This is a genomic window from Polymorphum gilvum SL003B-26A1, from assembly GCF_000192745.1.
In the GTDB taxonomy this organism is placed as follows: Bacteria; Pseudomonadota; Alphaproteobacteria; order Rhizobiales; family Stappiaceae; genus Polymorphum; species Polymorphum gilvum.
The window spans coordinates 3,837,261-3,856,243 of the sequence record NC_015259.1 but is presented as its reverse complement, the minus strand read 5'-3'; the positions used below and the strand labels follow the sequence as shown (position 1 = coordinate 3,856,243).

The 18,983-nt window shown below is 68.3% G+C and carries 19 protein-coding genes; 6 read left to right on the top strand and 13 right to left on the bottom strand.

The genetic code is table 11. From position 1 onward, the window contains the following. Positions 1–18: 18 nt before the first annotated feature. From SL003B_RS17975 to SL003B_RS17930, 10 genes are all read right to left on the bottom strand, one after another. Positions 19–2,364, bottom strand: coding sequence for a FecR domain-containing protein (locus SL003B_RS17975; RefSeq protein WP_013654294.1), 2,346 nt, complete (start codon positions 2,362–2,364; stop codon positions 19–21). Positions 2,365–2,569: 205 nt separating this feature from the next. Next, positions 2,570–3,733 (bottom strand): iron-containing alcohol dehydrogenase, encoded by a 1,164-nt coding sequence (locus tag SL003B_RS17970; RefSeq protein WP_013654293.1) that lies wholly within the window; start codon positions 3,731–3,733, stop codon positions 2,570–2,572. 157 nt (positions 3,734–3,890) lie between these two features. Next, a complete protein-coding gene (locus tag SL003B_RS17965) occupies positions 3,891–5,279 on the bottom strand; it encodes an aldehyde dehydrogenase family protein (RefSeq protein WP_013654292.1) in 1,389 nt (462 codons plus the stop codon). A gap of 38 nt (positions 5,280–5,317) precedes the next feature. Continuing rightward, complete coding sequence (locus tag SL003B_RS17960) at positions 5,318–5,734, bottom strand: type II toxin-antitoxin system VapC family toxin (RefSeq protein WP_013654291.1); 417 nt, start codon at positions 5,732–5,734, stop codon at positions 5,318–5,320. Then, positions 5,727–6,116 carry a DUF7662 domain-containing protein gene (locus SL003B_RS17955; protein ID WP_013654290.1) on the bottom strand — a complete coding sequence of 130 codons (390 nt, stop codon included), beginning with the start codon at positions 6,114–6,116 and terminating at the stop codon, positions 5,727–5,729. The genes SL003B_RS17960 and SL003B_RS17955 overlap by 8 nt, the downstream gene beginning before the upstream one ends. An 88-nt stretch (positions 6,117–6,204) precedes the next feature. Beyond that, positions 6,205–7,572 carry a glutamine synthetase family protein gene (locus tag SL003B_RS17950; RefSeq protein WP_013654289.1) on the bottom strand — a complete coding sequence of 456 codons (1,368 nt, stop codon included), beginning with the start codon at positions 7,570–7,572 and terminating at the stop codon, positions 6,205–6,207. A gap of 94 nt (positions 7,573–7,666) precedes the next feature. Then, entirely contained in the window at positions 7,667–8,716 is a 1,050-nt protein-coding gene (locus SL003B_RS17945) for a TRAP transporter substrate-binding protein (RefSeq protein ID WP_013654288.1), read from the bottom strand. Between the two features lie 161 nt (positions 8,717–8,877). After that, on the bottom strand, positions 8,878–10,218 hold the full coding sequence (locus tag SL003B_RS17940; protein WP_013654287.1) for a TRAP transporter large permease: 1,341 nt from the start codon (positions 10,216–10,218) through the stop codon (positions 8,878–8,880). Beyond that, positions 10,218–10,724: a TRAP transporter small permease subunit gene (locus tag SL003B_RS17935; RefSeq protein WP_013654286.1), complete on the bottom strand. Its 507-nt coding sequence runs from the start codon at positions 10,722–10,724 to the stop codon at positions 10,218–10,220. Before SL003B_RS17935 ends, SL003B_RS17940 begins: the two co-directional genes overlap by 1 nt. Then, complete coding sequence (locus SL003B_RS17930) at positions 10,717–11,556, bottom strand: N-formylglutamate amidohydrolase (RefSeq protein ID WP_049792611.1); 840 nt, start codon at positions 11,554–11,556, stop codon at positions 10,717–10,719. The genes SL003B_RS17935 and SL003B_RS17930 overlap by 8 nt, the downstream gene beginning before the upstream one ends. A 169-nt stretch (positions 11,557–11,725) precedes the next feature. Between SL003B_RS17930 and SL003B_RS17925 the strand changes: the two genes are divergently transcribed. The 6 genes from SL003B_RS17925 (at position 11,726) to SL003B_RS17900 (ending at position 16,604) form a co-directional block, all read left to right on the top strand. After that, positions 11,726–12,577 (top strand): MurR/RpiR family transcriptional regulator, encoded by an 852-nt coding sequence (locus SL003B_RS17925; RefSeq protein WP_013654284.1) that lies wholly within the window; start codon positions 11,726–11,728, stop codon positions 12,575–12,577. A 199-nt stretch (positions 12,578–12,776) separates the two neighbouring features. Further along, positions 12,777–13,493 carry a TetR/AcrR family transcriptional regulator gene (locus SL003B_RS17920; RefSeq protein WP_013654283.1) on the top strand — a complete coding sequence of 239 codons (717 nt, stop codon included), beginning with the start codon at positions 12,777–12,779 and terminating at the stop codon, positions 13,491–13,493. Continuing rightward, positions 13,490–14,263, top strand: a complete 774-nt coding sequence (locus tag SL003B_RS17915; RefSeq protein WP_013654282.1) for an enoyl-CoA hydratase/isomerase family protein — start codon at positions 13,490–13,492, stop codon at positions 14,261–14,263. The genes SL003B_RS17920 and SL003B_RS17915 overlap by 4 nt, the downstream gene beginning before the upstream one ends. A gap of 33 nt (positions 14,264–14,296) precedes the next feature. Then, positions 14,297–15,841 carry an AMP-binding protein gene (locus SL003B_RS17910; protein ID WP_013654281.1) on the top strand — a complete coding sequence of 515 codons (1,545 nt, stop codon included), beginning with the start codon at positions 14,297–14,299 and terminating at the stop codon, positions 15,839–15,841. Next, a complete protein-coding gene (locus SL003B_RS17905) occupies positions 15,838–16,233 on the top strand; it encodes a MaoC family dehydratase (RefSeq protein WP_013654280.1) in 396 nt (131 codons plus the stop codon). The genes SL003B_RS17910 and SL003B_RS17905 overlap by 4 nt, the downstream gene beginning before the upstream one ends. Continuing rightward, positions 16,230–16,604, top strand: coding sequence for a hotdog family protein (locus tag SL003B_RS17900; protein WP_013654279.1), 375 nt, complete (start codon positions 16,230–16,232; stop codon positions 16,602–16,604). Before SL003B_RS17905 ends, SL003B_RS17900 begins: the two co-directional genes overlap by 4 nt. Before the next feature lie 73 nt (positions 16,605–16,677). Here the strand turns inward: SL003B_RS17900 and SL003B_RS17895 are convergent, their stop codons facing one another. The 3 genes from SL003B_RS17895 to SL003B_RS17885 all read right to left on the bottom strand — a co-directional run bounded on the left by SL003B_RS17895 (position 16,678) and on the right by SL003B_RS17885 (position 18,975). After that, complete coding sequence (locus SL003B_RS17895) at positions 16,678–16,890, bottom strand: cold-shock protein (RefSeq protein WP_013654278.1); 213 nt, start codon at positions 16,888–16,890, stop codon at positions 16,678–16,680. Between the two features lie 232 nt (positions 16,891–17,122). After that, positions 17,123–17,914: an alpha/beta fold hydrolase gene (locus SL003B_RS17890; RefSeq protein WP_013654277.1), complete on the bottom strand. Its 792-nt coding sequence runs from the start codon at positions 17,912–17,914 to the stop codon at positions 17,123–17,125. Next, entirely contained in the window at positions 17,914–18,975 is a 1,062-nt protein-coding gene (locus SL003B_RS17885) for a branched-chain amino acid ABC transporter permease (protein WP_013654276.1), read from the bottom strand. Before SL003B_RS17885 ends, SL003B_RS17890 begins: the two co-directional genes overlap by 1 nt. Positions 18,976–18,983: the final 8 nt, after the last annotated feature.

Here is an 18,983-nt window from a genome sequence, read left to right as displayed (position 1 = left end):
TCCAGCGACCATCCCCGGCTATCTGATGCGGACCCTGGCCCGGTTGCCCGCATCGTCCTCGAGTTCCACCTCCGCCAGGGTGGCTCGCCCCGCTTGGCCCGCGGCCACGGCCACGGTGCCCTTGTAACTTCTGCTCAGCTTGTTGTAGCGCAAGAATCCCTGGTGCGCCTCGCCATTCGCCAGCACGGTAAACGGCGCCGCCTTGGCCAGACCCGTGCCGTCCTCGGCGACCACCTCGACCTCGACGCGACCGTCCGGCCGGGCCTCGACGCTGTGGCGTACGTAGCTCGGCGGCTCCTGGTCGAGCGTCACGCTCCAGCGCTCCACCGCGACGTTGCCGGCCGCGTCGGTGGCGGTCATCTCGATCGCATTGGCGCCGGCGACCAGGGTGATCACCTCGTCGAAGGTGCCCTCGGCGAGCGGGATCGGGCGCCCGTTCAGCGTCGCCGTGCCGCCGCCCTGGATCCGCCCGCGCAGCGCCAGCCACTCGACCGAGGTCAGCCGGGGCAGGGGCGCGTCGAGGCGTATCGTCGGCGGTTCGCGGTCGACGGACGCCTCGAAGCCGTCGCGGCTCTCGAACCCGGACGGCGCGACGATGACGAGGCCGAAACGCTCGCTGTCGGCGGCAAGCGCGACCGTGATGCCGAAACGGCCGTCGTGCGCCGAGGTGGTCGATGCGCGCACGGCGCCGGCCGCGTCGACGACGTCCAGCCGAGCATCGGCCGTCGTGGTTCCGCTCAGCGTGATCTCGCGGGCAGGCGCGAGGAAATGACGCGCCGACAGGCGCGCCAGCCGCTCGTCGAACACGACCGTCGCCGCCGCATCCGGCATGTGGACGAACTCGCGGATCGCCGCCGTCTCGTTGCCGGCCGCATCGCGCGCGACGATGTCGAGCCGGTTCAGGCCCTCGCGCGCCGTCACCGTCACGCTGTAGCTCCCGTCCGCTGCCACGGCCGCCGGCACGCCGTTGACCGACACCTCAGCGCCCGCCTCGCTTTCGCCGCGCACCTCGACCGACGGCTCACGCAGGATGCTTTCGCTCGCCGGCGCCTCGATGCGCAGGAACGGCGGCGCGGTGTCGATACGCATGTCGAAGCGCCGCGTCTGGCTGCGCTGGCCGGGCAGCCCGAACCGGTCCAGCGCCGACACCCGCCAGTAGTAGAGTCCGGCCTGCAGGTCTCCGGTCGTATAGCCCGCGTCTGCGAGGCCCGAGGCCGAGCGCACCATGGTGTTGAAGCCCGGGTCGAGGGCGATCTCGATCCAGTAGCCGGACGCGGCCGGATCGGTCTGCCAGGCGAGCTGGACCTCGGAATTGAACACCACGCCGTCGTCCGGCGGCGCGACGAGCACCGGTGCGCCGAGCAGGTCGATCTTGGCGCGCGGCTGCTCGCCGGAGCGGATCACGACGCCTTCGTTGCGCCCGAGCGCCACCGTGTCGCCGCGCGCGGCGATCTGCACCTTCTGGTCGTCGTAGTTGGTGAATTTGGCGCCGCTGACGTCCTGTCGCACCCAGAAATCGCCGGAATCGATCTTCGCCTCGACGTCCGGCACGTCGACTTTCAGGTTCTTGCGGCTCGAGTTGCCGCCGAGCAGGGCGTAGAAGTCGCCCTCCACCAGGCTGACTTTGGCGTCCTCGCGCTTCTTCAGCGGATCGACGCGCATGCGTTCGATCACCGCGTGCGAATTGGCGTTGAGCCGCAGCCGGCCGGCGTCGCGGAAGGTGATCTGCGCGGTTGAGCGCGACAGCGTGCGCACCTTTTCCTCCTCGACCAGGATCGCGTTGAGCGGTCGCTCGCCCCAGCCGAGGTCTTCCGGCCGTTGGCCTTCGACCCAGCCCTGCCGGTCGCTCAGCCGCGCTTCCGCCGCCTGGTCGCGGTTCTGTTCGGCAATCGCGAAGGCGGCCTGCGCCGCCGTTCCCGATTCCGAGGCGAGCGCCAACGCCTGCGACCACTCGCCGGCCTTCTGCAGGTCCAGCGCCTGATCGTGCAGGGCGATGGCGCGGCTGATGTCCTCGAAGGCGAACACCTGCGCACCGATGGCGTTGGCTTCCTGGATCCGCTCCAGCGAGCGCGTTAGCGCGCTGCGCGTCTCCTCGACCGCGCCGACCGGGATGGTCAGGGCGAGCCCGGGCCGCAACTCGGCCAGGCCGGCGAGCCCGGTGCTCTTGAGGATCGACGGCCACAGGTCGGCGTCGCCCAGGTAGGTCTCGGCGATCGCGCGCAGGTCCAGACCGGGGGCGTAGGATATCGACAGGGTCGGGGCGGCCACGCCAGGTGCGGACAGGCCGAGCCACAGCGCCGCTCCCGATGCGAGCGGGCCGGCCCAGGGCGTCATGCGCCTTTGCCTGCGGCGTCCGGAGATCATGGTCTGTTCCAATCATGCTGCCAGGCAGCACCGGAAATATTAACAGTTTGGTAAGAAATTGGCAGGTTTGCCGTTGGAAATTGTGCAAACGCGGTTAAGCGGACGCTCAAATGCGCCGCTTGCGCCCGCATGTCAAGACGGCGGGCTCAAGACGCGAACGCGCGGCCGGGGGGCAGCCGCGCGTTCGCGTTCCGGGGCTCTGTGTTCAGACGGTGCCGGCGAGCGCTCGGTCGAAGATGTCGAGAGCGGCGTCCTTGGTGAGCTCGACCGGATTGCCGCCGGCGGTCGGATCGACGACGGCCATCTCGGCGATCAGCTCGCGCCTGGCGGCGTCCACGCCCAGTCCTCCCAGCGTGTGCGGCACGCCGAGGTCCTCACGCAGGGCGAGGATATGGTTCAGGAAGCCGTCGAAGCCGCCGGAAATGCCGACGAAGCCGGCGAGCCTGTCGATCTTGGCCTCGATCGCCGGGCGGTTGAAGGTGAGCACATAGGGCATGAACACGGCGTTGGTCATGCCGTGGTGCGTGTCGTAGAGCGCGCCGACGGGGTGCGACAGCGAATGGATCGCGCCGAGGCCCTTCTGGAACGACACCGCGCCCATCGCCGCGGCGCTCATCATGTGCCCGCGGGCGAGCAGGTCCGAGCCGTCGGCGGCGACCTTCGGCAGATTTTCCAGCACCAGGCGCACGCCCTCGACCGCGATGCCTTCCGACATCGGGTGGTAGAACGGCGAGGAATAGGCCTCCAGGCAGTGGGCGAGCGCGTCCATGCCGGTGCCGACCGTGATCGTGCGCGGCATGCCGGCGGTCAGTTCCGGATCGCAGATCACGTAGGCCGGCAGCATCTTCGGGTGGAAGATGATCTTCTTGGTATGCGTCGCCTCGTTGGTGACGACGCCGGCGCGGCCGACCTCGGACCCGGTGCCCGCGGTGGTCGGCACGGCGACGATCGGCGCGATGCCGGCCGGGTCGGCGCGGGTCCACCAGTCGCCGATGTCCTCGAAGTCCCACATCGGTCGCGTTTGGCCGGACATGAAGGCGATTACCTTGCCCGCGTCGAGGCCGGAGCCACCGCCGAAGGCGATCACGCCGTCATGACCGCCGGCTTTGTAGGCGGCGACACCCGCCTCGATGTTGCTGTCGACCGGGTTCGGCTTGACGTCCGAAAAGACTGCGGTCGGCAGGCCGACCGCGTTCAGCGCGGCGACGGCGTCGGCGACCATCGGCATCCTGGCCAGCACCGGATCGGTGACCAGCAGCGGCCGGGTCATGCCGGCGGCTTTGACGACCGTCGGCAGTTCCTTGATGCGCCCGGCGCCGAAGCGCACGGCGGTGGGATAGGACCAGTTGGCGGAGGGCAGGGAAGTCATGGCTGTTGGCTTTCGGTAAGTTGGGTCCGTGTGGCGATGCCGGTTGCGTCTCCCTCTCGATTGTGGGGGAGGGGTAGGGGAGAGGGATGCGGCCGTCGACCCTTCCCTTCCCTGATCCTCCCCCTTGCGGGGGTAGCGCGAACCGGCCCCGTTCGTCTCAGTGCTCGACGCGCAGGTGGAACGACTTCGGCCGGGTCAGGTTGGCGAAGCCGATCTCTGACAGCGCCGCGCCCTTGCCGGTGTCCTTGACGCCGGTCCACACCAGGCCCGGGTCGACGTAGTCGCAGCGGTTCATGAACACCGTGCCGGTGTCGATCTGGTGGCCGATGTGCTCCGCTGCCGCCAGGTCCTCGGTCCAGATCGACGCGGTCAGCCCGTAGGGGCTGTCGTTCATCAACTGGATCGCTTCGGCGTCGTCCTTCACCTTCATGATGCCGACGACCGGGCCGAAGCTCTCTTCGCGCATCACCGACATCTGGTGGTTGACGTTGGTCAGCACCTGCGGCGCCAGATAGGGCGTGCCGGCTTTGTCGGCGGGGAAGGCCGCCGTGTCGATATGCGCCTTGGCGCCCTTGCGCAGGGCCTCCTCGGTCTGTTCGCGCACCCAGGCAGCGAAGCGCGCCTGTGCCATCGGGCCGATGGTGGTCTCCGGGTCGAGCGGATTGCCGAGCGTATACTGCCGGGTCAGGTTGACGAAGCCGTCGACGAAGGCGTCGTACCGGCTTTCGTGGACATAGATGCGCTCGATGCCGCAGCAGCACTGGCCGGAGTTGTAGAAGGCGCCATCGACCAGGTTGGCGACCGCGTAGTCGAGGTTCGCGTCGGCCATGACATAGGCCGGGTCCTTGCCGCCCAGTTCCAGCCCGAGCGTGGCGAAAGTGCCGGCCAGCGCCTTCTCGATCGCCTTGCCGCCGGCCACCGAGCCCGTGAAGTTGACATGGTCGATCAGGCCGGAACCGAGCAGCGTCTCAGTGCCGTCGTGGGACAGCACGATGTTCTGGAACACGCCCTTGGGCAGGCCGGCCTTCTCGAACGCCATGGCGAAGCGCTCGCCGACCAGCAGGGTCTGCGCGGCGTGCTTGAGCAGCACCGCGTTGCCCGCCATCAGCGCCGGGAAGATGGTGTTGCCTGCGGTCAGGTAGGGATAGTTCCAGGGCGCGATCACCATCACGACGCCGAGCGGCTCGTGGGTCAGGTAACGCTTGAAGCCGGGTCGGTCGGTGCGCTCGATCGGCGCCAGCGCCCCGGCCGCGATACCGGCCATGTAGCGGGCGCGTTCCTCGAGGCCGCCCTTCTCGCCGCCGTAGCGAACCGGCCGGCCCATCTGCCAGGTCAGTTCCGGCACGATCTCGTCGTTCATGGCGAGCAGCGCGTCCAGCGCCTTCAGGCACAGCGCGACGCGGGTGTCGAGCGGCGTCGCCGCCCAGTCGCGCTGCGCCGCCTTGGCCGCCGAGACCGCGCGGTCCACCGCCGCGGCGTCCGCCGTCGGACGTTCCGCATAGACCGATCCGTCGACCGGCGAGATGAGCTTGAGTGTTTCGGTCATGGTCTTCTTCCAGTTGGCAAGCGAGTGTCTTGTTCGGGTTAACAGGCGAGGGTCCGGACGTGTCCGGCCTCTCCGTAGGCTAGGATCGCGCGGTCGCGGGTGACGATGGTCAGGTCGTGCTCGCGCGCGGTTGCTATCAGGATCCGATCCATCGGATCGCCGTGGACGGGTGCCGGCAGGCAGGAGGACGCGATCAGGATGTCGGCCGTCACCGCCTCGACGGTGACATCCGCGGCTGCGACGAAGTCCTGGAACCATCGCAGCGGCGGTTTGGTCGATGCGATGCGCCCTGTGGCGACAAGCAGCCCGAGTTCCCACGCCGACATGACCGACAGGCTGATCGGCTCGCCCGCTGCTTCGACGGCGTCGATGGCAGCCATGGCCGCGTCGGCGACGGGCTCGCCTTGCGACAGCCAGATCATCGCGCAGGTGTCGAGAAGCAGCCGGTCAGCCATTCCCGTAGACCTTTCCCCACTCCGGATCGGCCGACCCGGTCAGATCCACGCCGGGAAGAACGGTCAGCGTCCCCTTCATGCAGCCGAAAATCCTGTTGCGGGACCGCTGTCCGGTCGCCCCTTCGTCGATCGGCTCCGGCATGAGCGCGCGGCGGAAGACGAGCTTGCCGGCCGTGACGTCGACCTGTTCGGTGCGATAGCCGGCGGCAAGCCACTCCCGCGTCATGGGGTTGTTGCTCGGGTTGTTGCTCCACCAGGCCGGATACTGTTTCGACGCCGGCAGGCTTTCGCCGAGCAGGCGCTCGATTTCCGAGAAGGTCATCGGAACCGTTTCCCGGCCCTGATCGAGCAGGAACATGCGCAAGGGCGTGTACTTTCCCATCCCGGCCTCTTTCAGCCCTCACCAGGGCTGGTCGCGGTGTGCAGATTCAGTGTTGCCGCTCCAGGTCGAAAAAAGCAACATTAAAGCTTTAACACCTCTCGAAGCCGCGGGCGATCTCGTAGTCGGTCACCACGCGGTCGAAGTCCTCCTGTTCCCATTCCGCGGCGCGCACGTAGTGGTCGACGACCGCGTCGCCCAACGCCTCGCGCAGCATCTTCGACTTGCGCAGCGTGCCGATGGCGTCGCGCAGCGTCTTCGGCACCTCGCGCGCCCGCGCCGCCTGGTAGACGTCGCCGCTCGCCGGCGGCGCCAGCTCCAGCGTGTCTTCCATGCCCTTGATGCCGGCGGCGATCTGCACCGCAAGCGCAAGATACGGGTTGAGGTCCGAGCCGCCGATGCGGCATTCCACCCGCAGCCCCTTGGTGCCTTCGCCGCACAGGCGGAAGCCGGCGGTGCGGTTGTCGATCGACCACACGGTCTTGGTCGGCGCGAAGGTGCCTTTCAGGAACCGCTTGTAGCTGTTGACGTAGGGCGCCAGGAAATAGGTGTAGTCGGCGGCATAGTGGATCAGCCCGGCCATATAGTGGCGCATGGTCGCCGACATGCCGTAGGGTCCCTGCGGGTCGCAGAAGGCGTTCTCGCCGTCCTTCGTCCACAGCGACTGGTGGATGTGTGCCGACGAGCCGACCCGGTCCTTGTGCCACTTCGGCAGGAAGGTCGCCGCGTGGCCGTGCTGCCAGGCGATCTCCTTGGTCGCGTGCTTGGCGATGGCGTGGTTCTCGGCGCAGTCCATCGCCGGCGCATAGCGGATGTTGAGTTCCTCCTGGCCCGCCTCGGCCTCCCCCTTGGTGTTCTCGATCGGGATGCCGGCCGCGAAGAGATGGTTGCGCAGCGGGCGCATGATGCTCTCTTCCTTGGTCGTCTGCAGGATGTGGTAGTCCTCGTTGTAGGCGGAGATCGGCGTCAGGTCGCGGAAGCCGGACTTGGCGATCTCGGCATAGCTCTTCTCGAACAGGAAGAACTCAAGTTCGGTGCCCATCATCGGCACCAGGCCCATCGCCTCCAGCCGGGCGACCTGCTTCTTCAGCATCGCGCGCGGCGAATGCGGCACCTCCTCGTGATGGTGATGGTCGAGCACGTCGCACAGCACCATCGCCGTGCCCTCCAGCCACGGCACCAGCCGCAGCGTCGTGAGGTCCGGCTTCATGACGTAGTCGCCGTAGCCGCCGGCCCAACTCGTCGCCGCATAGCCCTCGACCGTGTACATCTCCAGGTCCGTCGCCAGCAGATAGTTGCAGCAGTGGCTCTCCTTCCAGGCGCTCTGGACGAAGTGGTGGGCGTGGAAGCGCTTGCCCATGAGCCGGCCCTGCATGTCGACGATGCAGGTCAGTACGGTGTCGATCTTGCCTTCGGCGACGGCCTGCTTGAGGGCATCGAATGTCAGATTGCCGGCCATGGGGAGTGTGGTTCCGTGTTGTGTTGAGGTCTGTTGGGCCTGCGCGAGGCCGGGGGCGCACCCCGGCCTCGGGATCTCGTTTCGCTGGTGCCGCTCAGGTGTAGCGGTACGGCCGGCCGGCCTTCTGCATGTCGGCGTTGTACTTCTTGATGATGTCGACGACCTTCTTCTTGGTCTCCGACTCCGCCGCGATCTCGTCCCAGAACTTGATCGCGGCCTCCTCGACTGTCGCCCATTCCGCGTCCGGGATGGTGGTCAGTTCCAGCTTGGTGCCCTCGACGCGCAGCGACGCCTCGCCGCCCCAGTACCACCACTGGCGATAGTAGTGCGACGCATCCATGGCCAGCTGCAGCATGGTCTTCAGGTGGTCGGGCAGTTCGTTCCAGCGGTCCATGTTGGCGAAGAACGATCCGGCCCAGGCGCCCGAGATGTTGTTGGTCAGGAAGTAGTTGGTCACGTCGGCCCAGCCGACAGTGTAGTCCTCGGTGATGCCCGACCAGGCGATTCCGTCGAGTTCGCCGGTCTGCACCGCGACTTCGATGTCCTCCCACGGCAGCGTCACCGGCACGACGCCGAACTGCGTCAGGAAGCGGCCGGCGGTCGGGAAGGTGAATACCCGCTTGCCTTTCAGGTCGGCGAGGCTGCGGATCGGGTCCTTAGTGGCGAAGTGGCACGGGTCCCAGGCGCCGGCGGAGATGTGCTTGACGCCGACCTTGGCGTATTCCTCCTCCCAGATCTCCTTAAGCCCGTACTGGTTGAACAGCACCGGCACGTCGAGCGAATAGCGGCTGGCGAAGGGGAAGTAGCCGCCGAACACGGTCACTTCCGTCGGCGAGGCCATGGAATCGTCGTCCGACTGCACGGCGTCGATGGTGCCCTTCTGCATGGCGCGGAACAGCTCGCCTGTGGGTACGAGCTGGTCGGCGAAATAGAGCTCGATCTCCATCTGGCCGTTGGCCGCCTTGTTGAAGGCGTCGATGTGCGGCTTGATCACGTGCTCGGCCAGCGCCGGGCCGGCATAGGTCTGCAGCCGCCACTTGATCGGCGCCTGGCCGAGCACGGCGGGGGCGGCCAGCGTGCTGGCGCCGGCGCCGGCGACGGCGGTCAGGCCGGCGGTCTTCAGGAATTCGCGTCTGTTGGTCATGTCGAAGTACTCCCCTGTTGGTGATGCGGTATGGCGTCTCCCGTGCCGGGTTTCCGGTCGTTCGTGCGGGAGGGAATGCGGGCGATGTCAGGTCGCAATCGGTCCTTTCGGCAATGGGTCTGTCCGGCGCTGCCGCGTCGGTCTGGTCCTGTCCGGCTTGCTCATTTCGCGTACACCGTCTCGGGCAGCCACAGCGCGATCTGCGGGAACGCCATGATCAGGGCCAGCGCGGTCATCATGACCAGAACGAAGGGCAGGATCGAGCCGTAGATGTCGCGCAGCGAGACCTCCGGCGGCGCCATCGCCCGCATCAGGAACAGATTGTAGCCGAACGGCGGCGTCATGTACGCGATCTGCGTCGTCACGGTGTAGAGCACGCCATACCAGATCAGCACCTGCTCGCGCGGCAGGCCCAGGTCGAGGGTGGCCACCAGCGGCACGTAGAGCGGTGCGACGATGACCAGCATGGCCGTGTCGTCGAGGAACGTGCCCATCAGCAGGAATGAGATCTGCATCAGGATCAGGATCGTCCACGGATCGAGGCCGAGCTGGCGGGTGAACAGGTTGTCGATCGCCTTGACCGCGCCGAGACCGTCGAACACGGCGCCGAAGCCGAGCGCGGCGAGGATGATCCACATGAACATGCAGGAGATGGCCAGCGTCTGGCGGATGCACACCTGGAACACCTGGCGCGTCATGCGGCCCTTGGCGACAGCGATCGCGAAGGCGGTCATGGCGCCGATCGCCGAGCTTTCCACCAGGCTCGTCCAGCCGTTGACGAAGGGCACCATCATCGCCGCGAAGATGATGATCGGCAGCAGGCCAGCACTCAGCAGCTGCAGCTTGTCGGCCAGCGGCAGGGCGCGCTCCTCCGCCGGCAGCACCGGGCCGAGACGCGGGTTCAGGCGGCAGCGGATGTAGATGTAGACGATGAACATGCCCGCCATCATCAGCCCCGGCACGACGCCGGCCAGCCACAGCTGGCCGACCGGCTGGCGCGCGATCATGGCGTAGAGCACCAGCACCACCGACGGCGGCACCAGGATGCCGAGCGACGAGCCGGCCTGGATGACGCCGGTGACCATCTTCTTGTCGTAGCCGCGCCGCAGCAGCTCCGGCAGGGCGATGGTCGCGCCGATCGCCATGCCGGCGACCGACAGGCCGTTCATGGCCGAGACCAGCACCATCAGCCCGATGGTGCCGATGGCGAGCCCGCCGCTCACCGGTCCCATCCAGACGTGGAACATCTTGTAGAGGTCGTCGGCGATCTTGGATTCCGACAGCACGTAGCCCATGAAGATGAACATCGGCAGCGTCAGCAGCGGATACCACTTCATCAGTTTCATGGCCGCCGCGAAGGGAATGTCCGAGCCGCCGGTGCCCCACAGCGTCAGCGCCGCGACCGCGGCGATGCCGCCGATGGCGCCGAACACCCGCTGTCCGGTCATCAGCATCAGCATCATCGACGCGAACATGAACAGCGCGATCATCTCGTAGGACATCAGATCTCCTCTCCGCGGATCCGCGCGATGTCCTTGATGAATTCCGACAGCGCCTGCAGCAGCATCAGCGTGAAGCCGACGCACATGGTCACCTTGATCGGCCACAGCACCGGCCGCCAGGCCGTCGGGCTGCGTTCGTTGTACTGGAACGAATAGAGCGTGCTCTCCACCGCGCCGTAGAGCAGCACGCCGAGATAGAACATCAGCAGAAACACGGTGAAGGCGTCGAACCAGGCCTTCTTCTTCGGCGACCAGTCGCCGTAGAACAGGTCCATGCGCACGTTCGAGCCGAGCTGGATCGAATAGGGTCCGCCGAGCACGTAATAGGCGACCATGGCGAACTGGGCCATCTCCAGCGTCCACAGCGAGGGCAGGAAGAAGGTCTTGGAGATCGACGACCACAGCAGGATCGCGGCCATGACGAATACGCCGTACATGACGATCCGGCCGATCCCCTGGTTCAGCGCGTCGACAGAGCGGACGTAGAGCCGCAGCGCCTCAGGCATGGCCGCCGCTCCGTGCCGGCGCCGCCTTGCAGGGCGCCGCGCCGATGGCGCCGAGCGCGCGCGTCAGGATCGGCGCCAGCCGCTCCGCCCAGGCCCGTTCGCCCGCCGCGTCGGCGATTTCGTCGTTGCGGATCTCGATCATCGCGCAGGCGAGGCCGTTGTCCTCGCCATGCCGGGCGAGCGTGTAGTAGACGCCGTCCGCCGGCGAATAGGGCTCGTTGTCGCCGACCGTGCAGTCGCTCTGCGTGGAGAGGTCGGCGAGGATCGCCTCCGCATAGCGCCGGTCGTGGTTGGACAGGATGCCGATCTCCCACGGCCGTTCGATGCCCTTGTAGACCGGCGTGAAGCTGTGCACCGAGACCAGTACGCTGGCGAGCCCCGCCGCCGCCCGCTCGGCCAGCAGCCGTTCGATGGTGTCGTGGAACGGCCTGTGCACCAGGTCGATGCGGCGCTGGCGCTCGTCCGGCGAAAGTCCCGCGTTGCCGGGGATGATCGTGGTCTCGCTCACCTCTGGGATCAGGTCGCGCGCGGTCAGCGCGCGGTTGCAGTCGATCACCAGCCGTGACACGCAAGGATGCACCAGCGGCGCGTCGAGCAGGCGCGACAGGTCCCGCGACACGCCGAGCCCGCCCGGATCCCAGGCGATATGCGCGGTCAGGCTCGGGCCCGACAGGCCGAGGTCGTCCAGCTCGGCGGGAATGTGGTTGGACGCGTGGTCGCACAACAGCACGATGGGGCTTCGCCCGCCGCGGTTTTCCACCACGACCGTGGCCCCCTCATCGACCCCCTCATCGACCCCCTCATCGACCCTCGGGTCTTCGGCCGGCACCATGCTGCACCCCCTGTTCGTGCAAGGGCCATTCCCGCTTGTATTATTTGTTACAGAATTGCGTAAATGGCAAAGCTATGTATGATTTGATACATTCTTGTTTCGCATGTCAAACACAATTCCGCGCCATTCGGGCGGGCGGCCGGCAGGAAAGCGGAAGGGATCTCGCGCGATGGAACAGGCTCTCGTCGAGCAGATCAGGCAGCGGCTGGACGATTTCACTGCGACGGAGCGGCGTGCCGCCCATGCTTTGCTCGCCAACTATCCGATGCTCGGCCTGGAGACGGTTGCCCAGTTCGCCGAGGCCGCCGGCGTCAGTTCGCCGACCATCCTGCGCTTCGTCGCCCGGCTCGGCTTTCCCGCCTTCGCCGATTTCCAGAAGCGCCTGCGCAGCGAACTGGAGAACCAGCTCAAGTCACCGCTGGCGCGCGACCCGTCGCTACCCGACGAGGGCGGCGGCACCGGCAATCCCTTCGCCGACAAGGTCATTGAGAACATCCGCGAGACCTTCCTGCACCTGCCCGCGCGCGACATCGAGGCCTTCGCCGACCTGCTCGCCGACGATCGGCGCACCGTCTATCTGCTCGGCGGCCGCTTCACCGACGCGCTGGCGTGCTACATGGCGGCGCACCTGCGCATCGTGCGCGACAACGTCGTCCATGTCGCCGGCCAGGAGGGCAACTGGCTCGACCAACTGATCGGCATGGGCCCGCGCGACGTGCTCATCGTCTTCGACATCCGCCGCTACCAGGCCGAGGTGGTCCGCTTCGCCGAGGCGGCCGCCCGCCAGGGCGTCGCCGTCGGCCTGGTCACCGACAGCTGGATGTCGCCCATCGCCCGCATCGCCGCCCATGTTCTGCCGGCCCGCGTTGCCGTGCCCTCGCCGTGGGATTCCGTCACCGCCTTGATGGCCATCGCCGAGGCCCTGATCGCCGCCGTCACCCGGCGCAACTGGACGCGCAGCGAAAAGCGCATGAAACGCCTCGAAGCCCTGCGCGACCGCCAGGAACGCTCCGGACCCTAGCAGCCGGCCTCGCCCCGACGGCGGTCCTCGCCCTCATGGTGAGGAGACGCGCAGCGCCGTCTCGACCCGTCGGCGGCAGGCTCCGGCGCCCGGGCACCTTTCGCGACGGTCGCTCGTGGGGCGCAATCACCCGCTTGCAAAATCGTCCAAAACATGAATAGTGATTCATGTTTCATGTTTGCCTCGGGAGGACCGCCGGGTGGCGCAGGGCAAGGACAGGACGGCACGGCCGCGCGCGCGGGTGGCCGGCGGGGGGCGTGCCGGGACACGGCCGGGAGCAGGACCGGGACCGCAATCCGGCTCCGCCGCGGGCAGCCAGACGGCCGGCCAACCGAAGACGGCGCGCGGCGAGGCGACGCGCCGGGCGATCCTTGGTGCCGCCGAGCGCGTCATCGGCGCCAAGGGCTTCAACGACGCCTCGATCGGCGCCATCACCCGCGAGGCCGGCTGCGCGCAGGGTACATTCTACATCTATTTCAAGAGCAAGGACGAGGTCTTCTCCGAACTGGTGCTGGAAATGGGCCGGCTGGTGCGGCGCGCCCTGACCGAAGCGACCGCAGACATTCCTGATCGGCTGGAGGCGGAGAAGGCGGGCCTGAACGGCTTCCTCGCCTTCGTCGCCGCCCATCCCGACCTCTACCGGATCATCCAGGAAGCCCTGTTCGTCGACCCGGCCGCCTACCGGGCCTATTTCCGCACCTTCGCGGAAGGCTACCGCACGGCGCTCGAGGCCGCCGACGCCGCCGGCCAGATCCGACCCGGCGACAGCGAGATCCGCGCCTGGGCGCTGATGGGCATCGCCCGCGCGCTCGGCGAGCGCATGGTCGTGTGGGGCGATACCACGCCGATCGACACGGTGGTCGAGGCCGCCCACGACCTCATCGCCCATGGCCTTGCGCCGGAGCGCGACCGATGACCGCCCCGGTCGAGCTTGCCCTGCGCGACGGTATCGCGACGCTGACGCTCGCCCGCACCGACCGCCACAACGCCCTGGTGCCGGAACTGGTCGACGCCCTGCGCGCGCGTCTCGCCGAGGCGGTGGCCACCGAGCCGGTTGCCCTCGTGCTCGCCTCTGCGGCCAGGAGCTTCTCCACCGGCGGCGACATCGCCGGCTTCCTCGCCCATGCCGGTACGGCGGAGGAACTGCTTGCCTATTCCCGCCGTCTGGTCTCAGGCCTGCACGCGGCGATCCTCGAGCTGCTGCGCTTTCCAGCTCCGGTCGTCGCCGCCGTCAACGGTCCGCTCACCGGCGGCTCACTCGGTCTGGTGCTTGCCGCCGACCTCGTCGCCATGAGCCGCAGCGCCTTCCTGCAGCCCTATTACGTCGAGATGGGCTTTGCCCCCGACGGCGGCTGGACCGCGCTGTTGCCCGAGCGCGTCGGCGTGTCGGCCGCACTCGCGATCCAGCTGCTCAACCGCCGCATCGACGCCGACGAGGCGCATGCCCTCGGCCTTGCCACCCAGGTGGTCGAGCCGGACGGCCTCGGCTCAGCGGTCGACGCCTGGATGGCAGCGCTGCGCACCAAGGACCGGCGCGCCCTGGCCGCCACCCGCTCTGGCGTCTGGGACGCGCCGCGCCTGGCGCTCGTCGCCGCGCGCCTCGACCGTGAGCGTGACCGGTTCCTGGATCTCGTCGGCCATCCGGACACGGTGGCACGCATGCGGCGCTTCTCCGGCGGTCGATAGGCACCGATCCGGCGGTTTTTGACGGGGGAAACGATGGACTATGTCACCGACATGGCGGCCCGGCGGGCGGAACTGACGCCCGGCGCGACCGCTTTCGTCGACCGCGAGAGCGGGCTCACGCTGACCTTCGAGGATGTCGAGCGGCGTGCAAGACGCCTTGCCAACGCCTTGACGGAGCTGGGTCTTTCGGCGGGCGACCGGCTCGCGGTCCTGTGTCTCAACCGGCCCGACTTCTTCGTCGTGCTGTTCGCCGCCCAGAAGGCGCGGCTGATCCTGGTGCCGCTCAACTGGCGCCAGCCGGTCGCCGAGCTGTCGCCGCTGATCCCCGCCTGCGGGGCGAAAATCCTCATCCACGACAAGGCCTTCGAGGCCGAGGCGCGGCACTTGTCCGCCACCCACCGCCTCCGCCGCATCGCCATGGGGCCGGGCCAGGACGCCGACTTCAGCCTCGACGAGCTGATCGCCGCCGCCGCAGAATCTCGCGCTTCGGTCCGGGTGTCGGCCTCCGATCCCTGGTATCTGCTGTTCACCTCCGGCACCACCGGTCTGCCCAAGGCGGTGATCCAGACCGCCGGCATGGCCTGGGCCAACGCCATCAACTACGCCCAGGCGACGGACCTGACCTCCGCCGATACCAGCCTGAATTTCCTGCCGCTTTTCCACACGGCCGGGATCAACCTGATGACGCTGCCGCTGTTCCTGCTCGGCGGCGCCTCGACCGTGCTGCGCAAGTTCGACGCCGATGCCGTCGTCGACCTGCTGGGGGCCGGCGCCTGTACCGCCTTCTTCGGCGTGCCGGCGATCTACCAGGCGCTGTCCCTGCACCCGCGCTTTTCCGAACTGGATCTCGCCGCCGTCCGCTCCTATGCCTGCGGCGGCGCGCCGATCCCCGAGCATCTCCTGCGCCTCTACGCGAGCCGTGGCGCCACCATCTGCAACGGCATGGGCATGACCGAGACCGGCCCGACCGTGTTCATCATGGACCGCGCCGGCGCCGCGCGGAAGATCGGCTCGGTCGGCAAGGCGCAGATCCTCGCCGAGGTCCGCCTGGAGGCGCCCGACGGCAGTCTTGTCGAGGGGCCGGGCGAGGGCGAGCTGCAGATCCGCGGGCCCGGTGTCACCCCCGGCTACATGGATAATCCCGCGGCCACCGCCGCCGCCTTCACGGCCGACGGCTGGCTGAAGTCCGGCGACGTCGCCCGCCGTGACGCCGATGGTTACTACTACATCGTCGACCGCATCAAGGACATGTACATCTCCGGCGGCGAGAACGTCTATCCAGCCGAGGTCGAGCGCGTGCTGGTCGACCATCCCGACATTCTCGAGGCGGTTGTCGTCGGCATTCCCGACGAGAGATGGGGCGAGGTCGGCGCCGCCTACCTGATCGCCCGCCCGGGGCATACCGTCGACCCCGCCGGCCTGCCCGCCTGGTGCCGGGAGCGCCTTGCCGGCTACAAGGTGCCCCGGCGCTTCGCCGTCGTCGCCGACCTGCCGCGCACCGCCGCCGGCAAGGTGCGCAAGAACCTCCTCAAGGACCAGCCGGCGGCACCGGCCAAGCCAGGGACATCCGACGCATGACCCCGCCGTTCCCGATCATCGACACCTGGACCCCGCGCCAGGCCGATTTCGACGCCTTCGCCCGCGTGTCGGGCGACGACAACCCGATCCACGTCGATCCGGACTTCTCCGCCCGCACCCGCTTCGGCCGCACCGTGTCGCACGGCATGCTGCTCTACACGCGTCTGCACGGTCTGGTCGGGCGCCACTGGCCCGGCCGCGCCCAGGCGTTCCAGGCGTTGATGTTCCCCAACCCGGCCTATGCGGACGAGGAACTCGTGCTCGAGATCGCGCCGAAGGACGGCGCACCGGGGCACATGGCGGTGCGCGTCACGCGCCGCGCCGACGGCGCCGAATGCCTGGTCGGCGACTTCACCCTGGCCGGAGACCCCGCAGCCGGAGACCCCGCATGAGCTTCGAGACCGGCCAGTCGGCCGAAACCACGCGCATCTTCGGGGCCGACGACATCGCCGTCTTCGACGCCTTGTCCGGCGGTCCCGCCGTTGCGCCCGGCACGGTGCCCGGGCCCCTGATCGGCGCGCTGTTCTCCTATCTGCTCGGCGTCGAATTGCCGGGGCCGGGCACGAATTACCTCAAGCAGGACATGCGCTTCCTGGCGCCTGCCCCGCTCGGCGTGCCGCTGACCGCGCGCGTGACCATCACGCGCCTGCGTTCCGAGAAGCACCTGGTCGATCTGGAGACGGTCTGCGAAACCGCCGACGGCACCCGCCTGTGCGAGGGTCGCGCGCTCGTTTATGTCGAGGATGCCGTCAAGCGGCTCTGACGGTCGCAAAAAAAACGCCGCCGGACGATCCGGCGGCGTTGGGCAATCGTCTCGGTCGGCGAGGCCGGTGGCCTCACGCCAGTTCGAGCTGGCCCGCCTGCTTGCCGCGGCCGCGGCGGTCGTCCTCGGCGACGAAGGTGACCTTCGCGCCCTCTTCCGGAGCCGGCAGACCAGCCTGTTCGAAGGCCGAAATGTGGACGAACACGTCCTTGCCGCCGTTTTCCGGGGTGATGAAGCCGAAGCCGCGGTCGTAGTTGAAGAACTTGATGGTTCCGTTTTCACGCATGGGGAAGTCCTCTCCCGTAGTTTGGTTGTGCGCGTTGGCGGGCGTTCCTGCACAACGCGCGGCGACGAGCAGTCAAGGTAGAAACGGGAAAGGCAGTACGTTTAAGGCGCATGCGCCGAAACCAATCTTTCCGGGTCTAGTCGAAGCCCGTTCGGTAACCCGCAGGTATGCCGATGCGGTCAAGATAGGGCGTTCGCGGCACGGTTACAAGCGCCGCCGCCGCCTCGCGCGGTTAGCCGGCGAGCAGCGTGCCGAGTAGTGCGTTGAACCGGTCGGCTTCCTCCAGATGCGGCGCGTGGCCGGACGCCGCGAACCGGTGCAGGCGCGCCGTCGGCACCATCCGCCGGTACCAGTCGGCGACCTCGGGGCCGTAGAGGGCGCTGTGGTCCCCCATGGCCAGGTGCAGCGGCACCTCGAGCCGCGGCAGCACCGCGCGGAAATCCTGCCCGGTCAGGGATGCCCACATGGCGGCGAGCAGCACCGGATCGCTGGCCGCGATTTCCCGCCGCGCGAAATCGAGCAGCGCCGCGTCGGGCGTCCTGTCGGTGGCGAAGATCCGCTCGGCGATGCGGGTCGCCGGCGCCGGCCAGGACGGCACCAGACGGGCGAGTACGTCGGCATTGCGCTCCGCGTCGAGCCCGTCGCGCGAGCCGAGCCGCCAGTCGGCGTCGTTGAGCACCTTCGGCGTCATGTCGATGGCGATCAGAGCCTTGATGCGGGCGGTGCCGTGCCGCTGCGCCAGGGCATAGGCGACATGCGCCCCCATCGACCAGCCGCAGACGACCACGCCCGACAGGTCGCGCTCGGCGAGCAGCGCGGCTGCGGCGTCGGCCGCGACCTCGATGGTCGGGGCGAACGCGCCGCCGGTGCGGCCGTGGCCGGGCAGGTCCGGGGCGAGGACCAGCGCGCGCTCGGCAAGCGCCTCGACCTGCGGCGCGAAGAAGCCGCCGTGGCACGACCAGCCGTGCAGCAGCAGCAGCGGCGTGCCACTGCCGGCCTCGTGCAGGAACAGGCCGTCCGGCATCAGGACTTTCCGGCGCGCAGGCGCCCGACCACCCCGGCGGGGAAGAAATACACCGACAGCACGAACAGCACGCCCAGCCACAGCAGCCAGCGTTCCGGCGCGATCAGCATCGACACCAGCGGCACGGCGCTGGTCGCCTTCTCGGCCGCTCCCATCAGGTCCTGCAGATAGGTCTGGGCGAGGATGAACAGCGTCGCGCCGATCACCGCGCCGTACATCGTGCCCATGCCGCCGATCACCACCATCAATAGGATGTCGATCATGATCTCCATCGACAGGGTGGTCGCCGGACCGGTGTAGCGCAGCCACAGCGCCAGCAGCGAGCCGGCGAGCGCGGCCATGACGGCGGACAGCACCGTTGCCGTGGTCCGGTACCAGACCACGCGGTAGCCGATCGCCTCGGCGCGGAAGGCGTTGTCGCGCACCGCCTGGAGCGTGCGCCCGAACGGCGAATTGACGATCCGCAGCATGGCGAGGAACAGCGCCAGCGAGACGCCGAACACCAGGTAGTAGGACAGCACTCGTCCGTCGATGCGCACGCCGAACACGCGCTCCTCGACCAGCCGGAAGGCCGGCGTCAGTTCGCGCGGGATCCGGTAGTTGAGCCCGTCCTCGCCGCCGGTCAGGTGCGACAGCTGCGACACCAGCACCGCGAAGGCGCTGGCGATGGCGAGTGTCACCATGGCGAAGAAGATCGCCTTGACCCTGAGCGAGAACAGGCCGATGGCCAGCGCCAGCGTGGCGGCGACGCCTGCGCCGGCGGCCGAGCCCCACAGGATCGACACGAAGCTCGGGCCGGCCGAGGACAGAGCCAGAGCCGTGCCGTAGGCGCCGATGCCGAAAAACATGGTGTGAGCGAAGGACACGATGCCGGTGTAACCGAGCAGCATATCGTAGCTCGCCACCAGCACGATGAAGATGCAGATCCGTGCCGCCGTCTCCAGCGGCTTCGTGCCGGGAAACAGGAACGGGGCCAGCAGCAGGCAGAGAGCGACGGCGGCCAGCAGCGCGCTCAGCAGGCGGTTGCGCGGCATGTCGCCGGAAAGGATGCGTCTCAGCATGGCGTCCG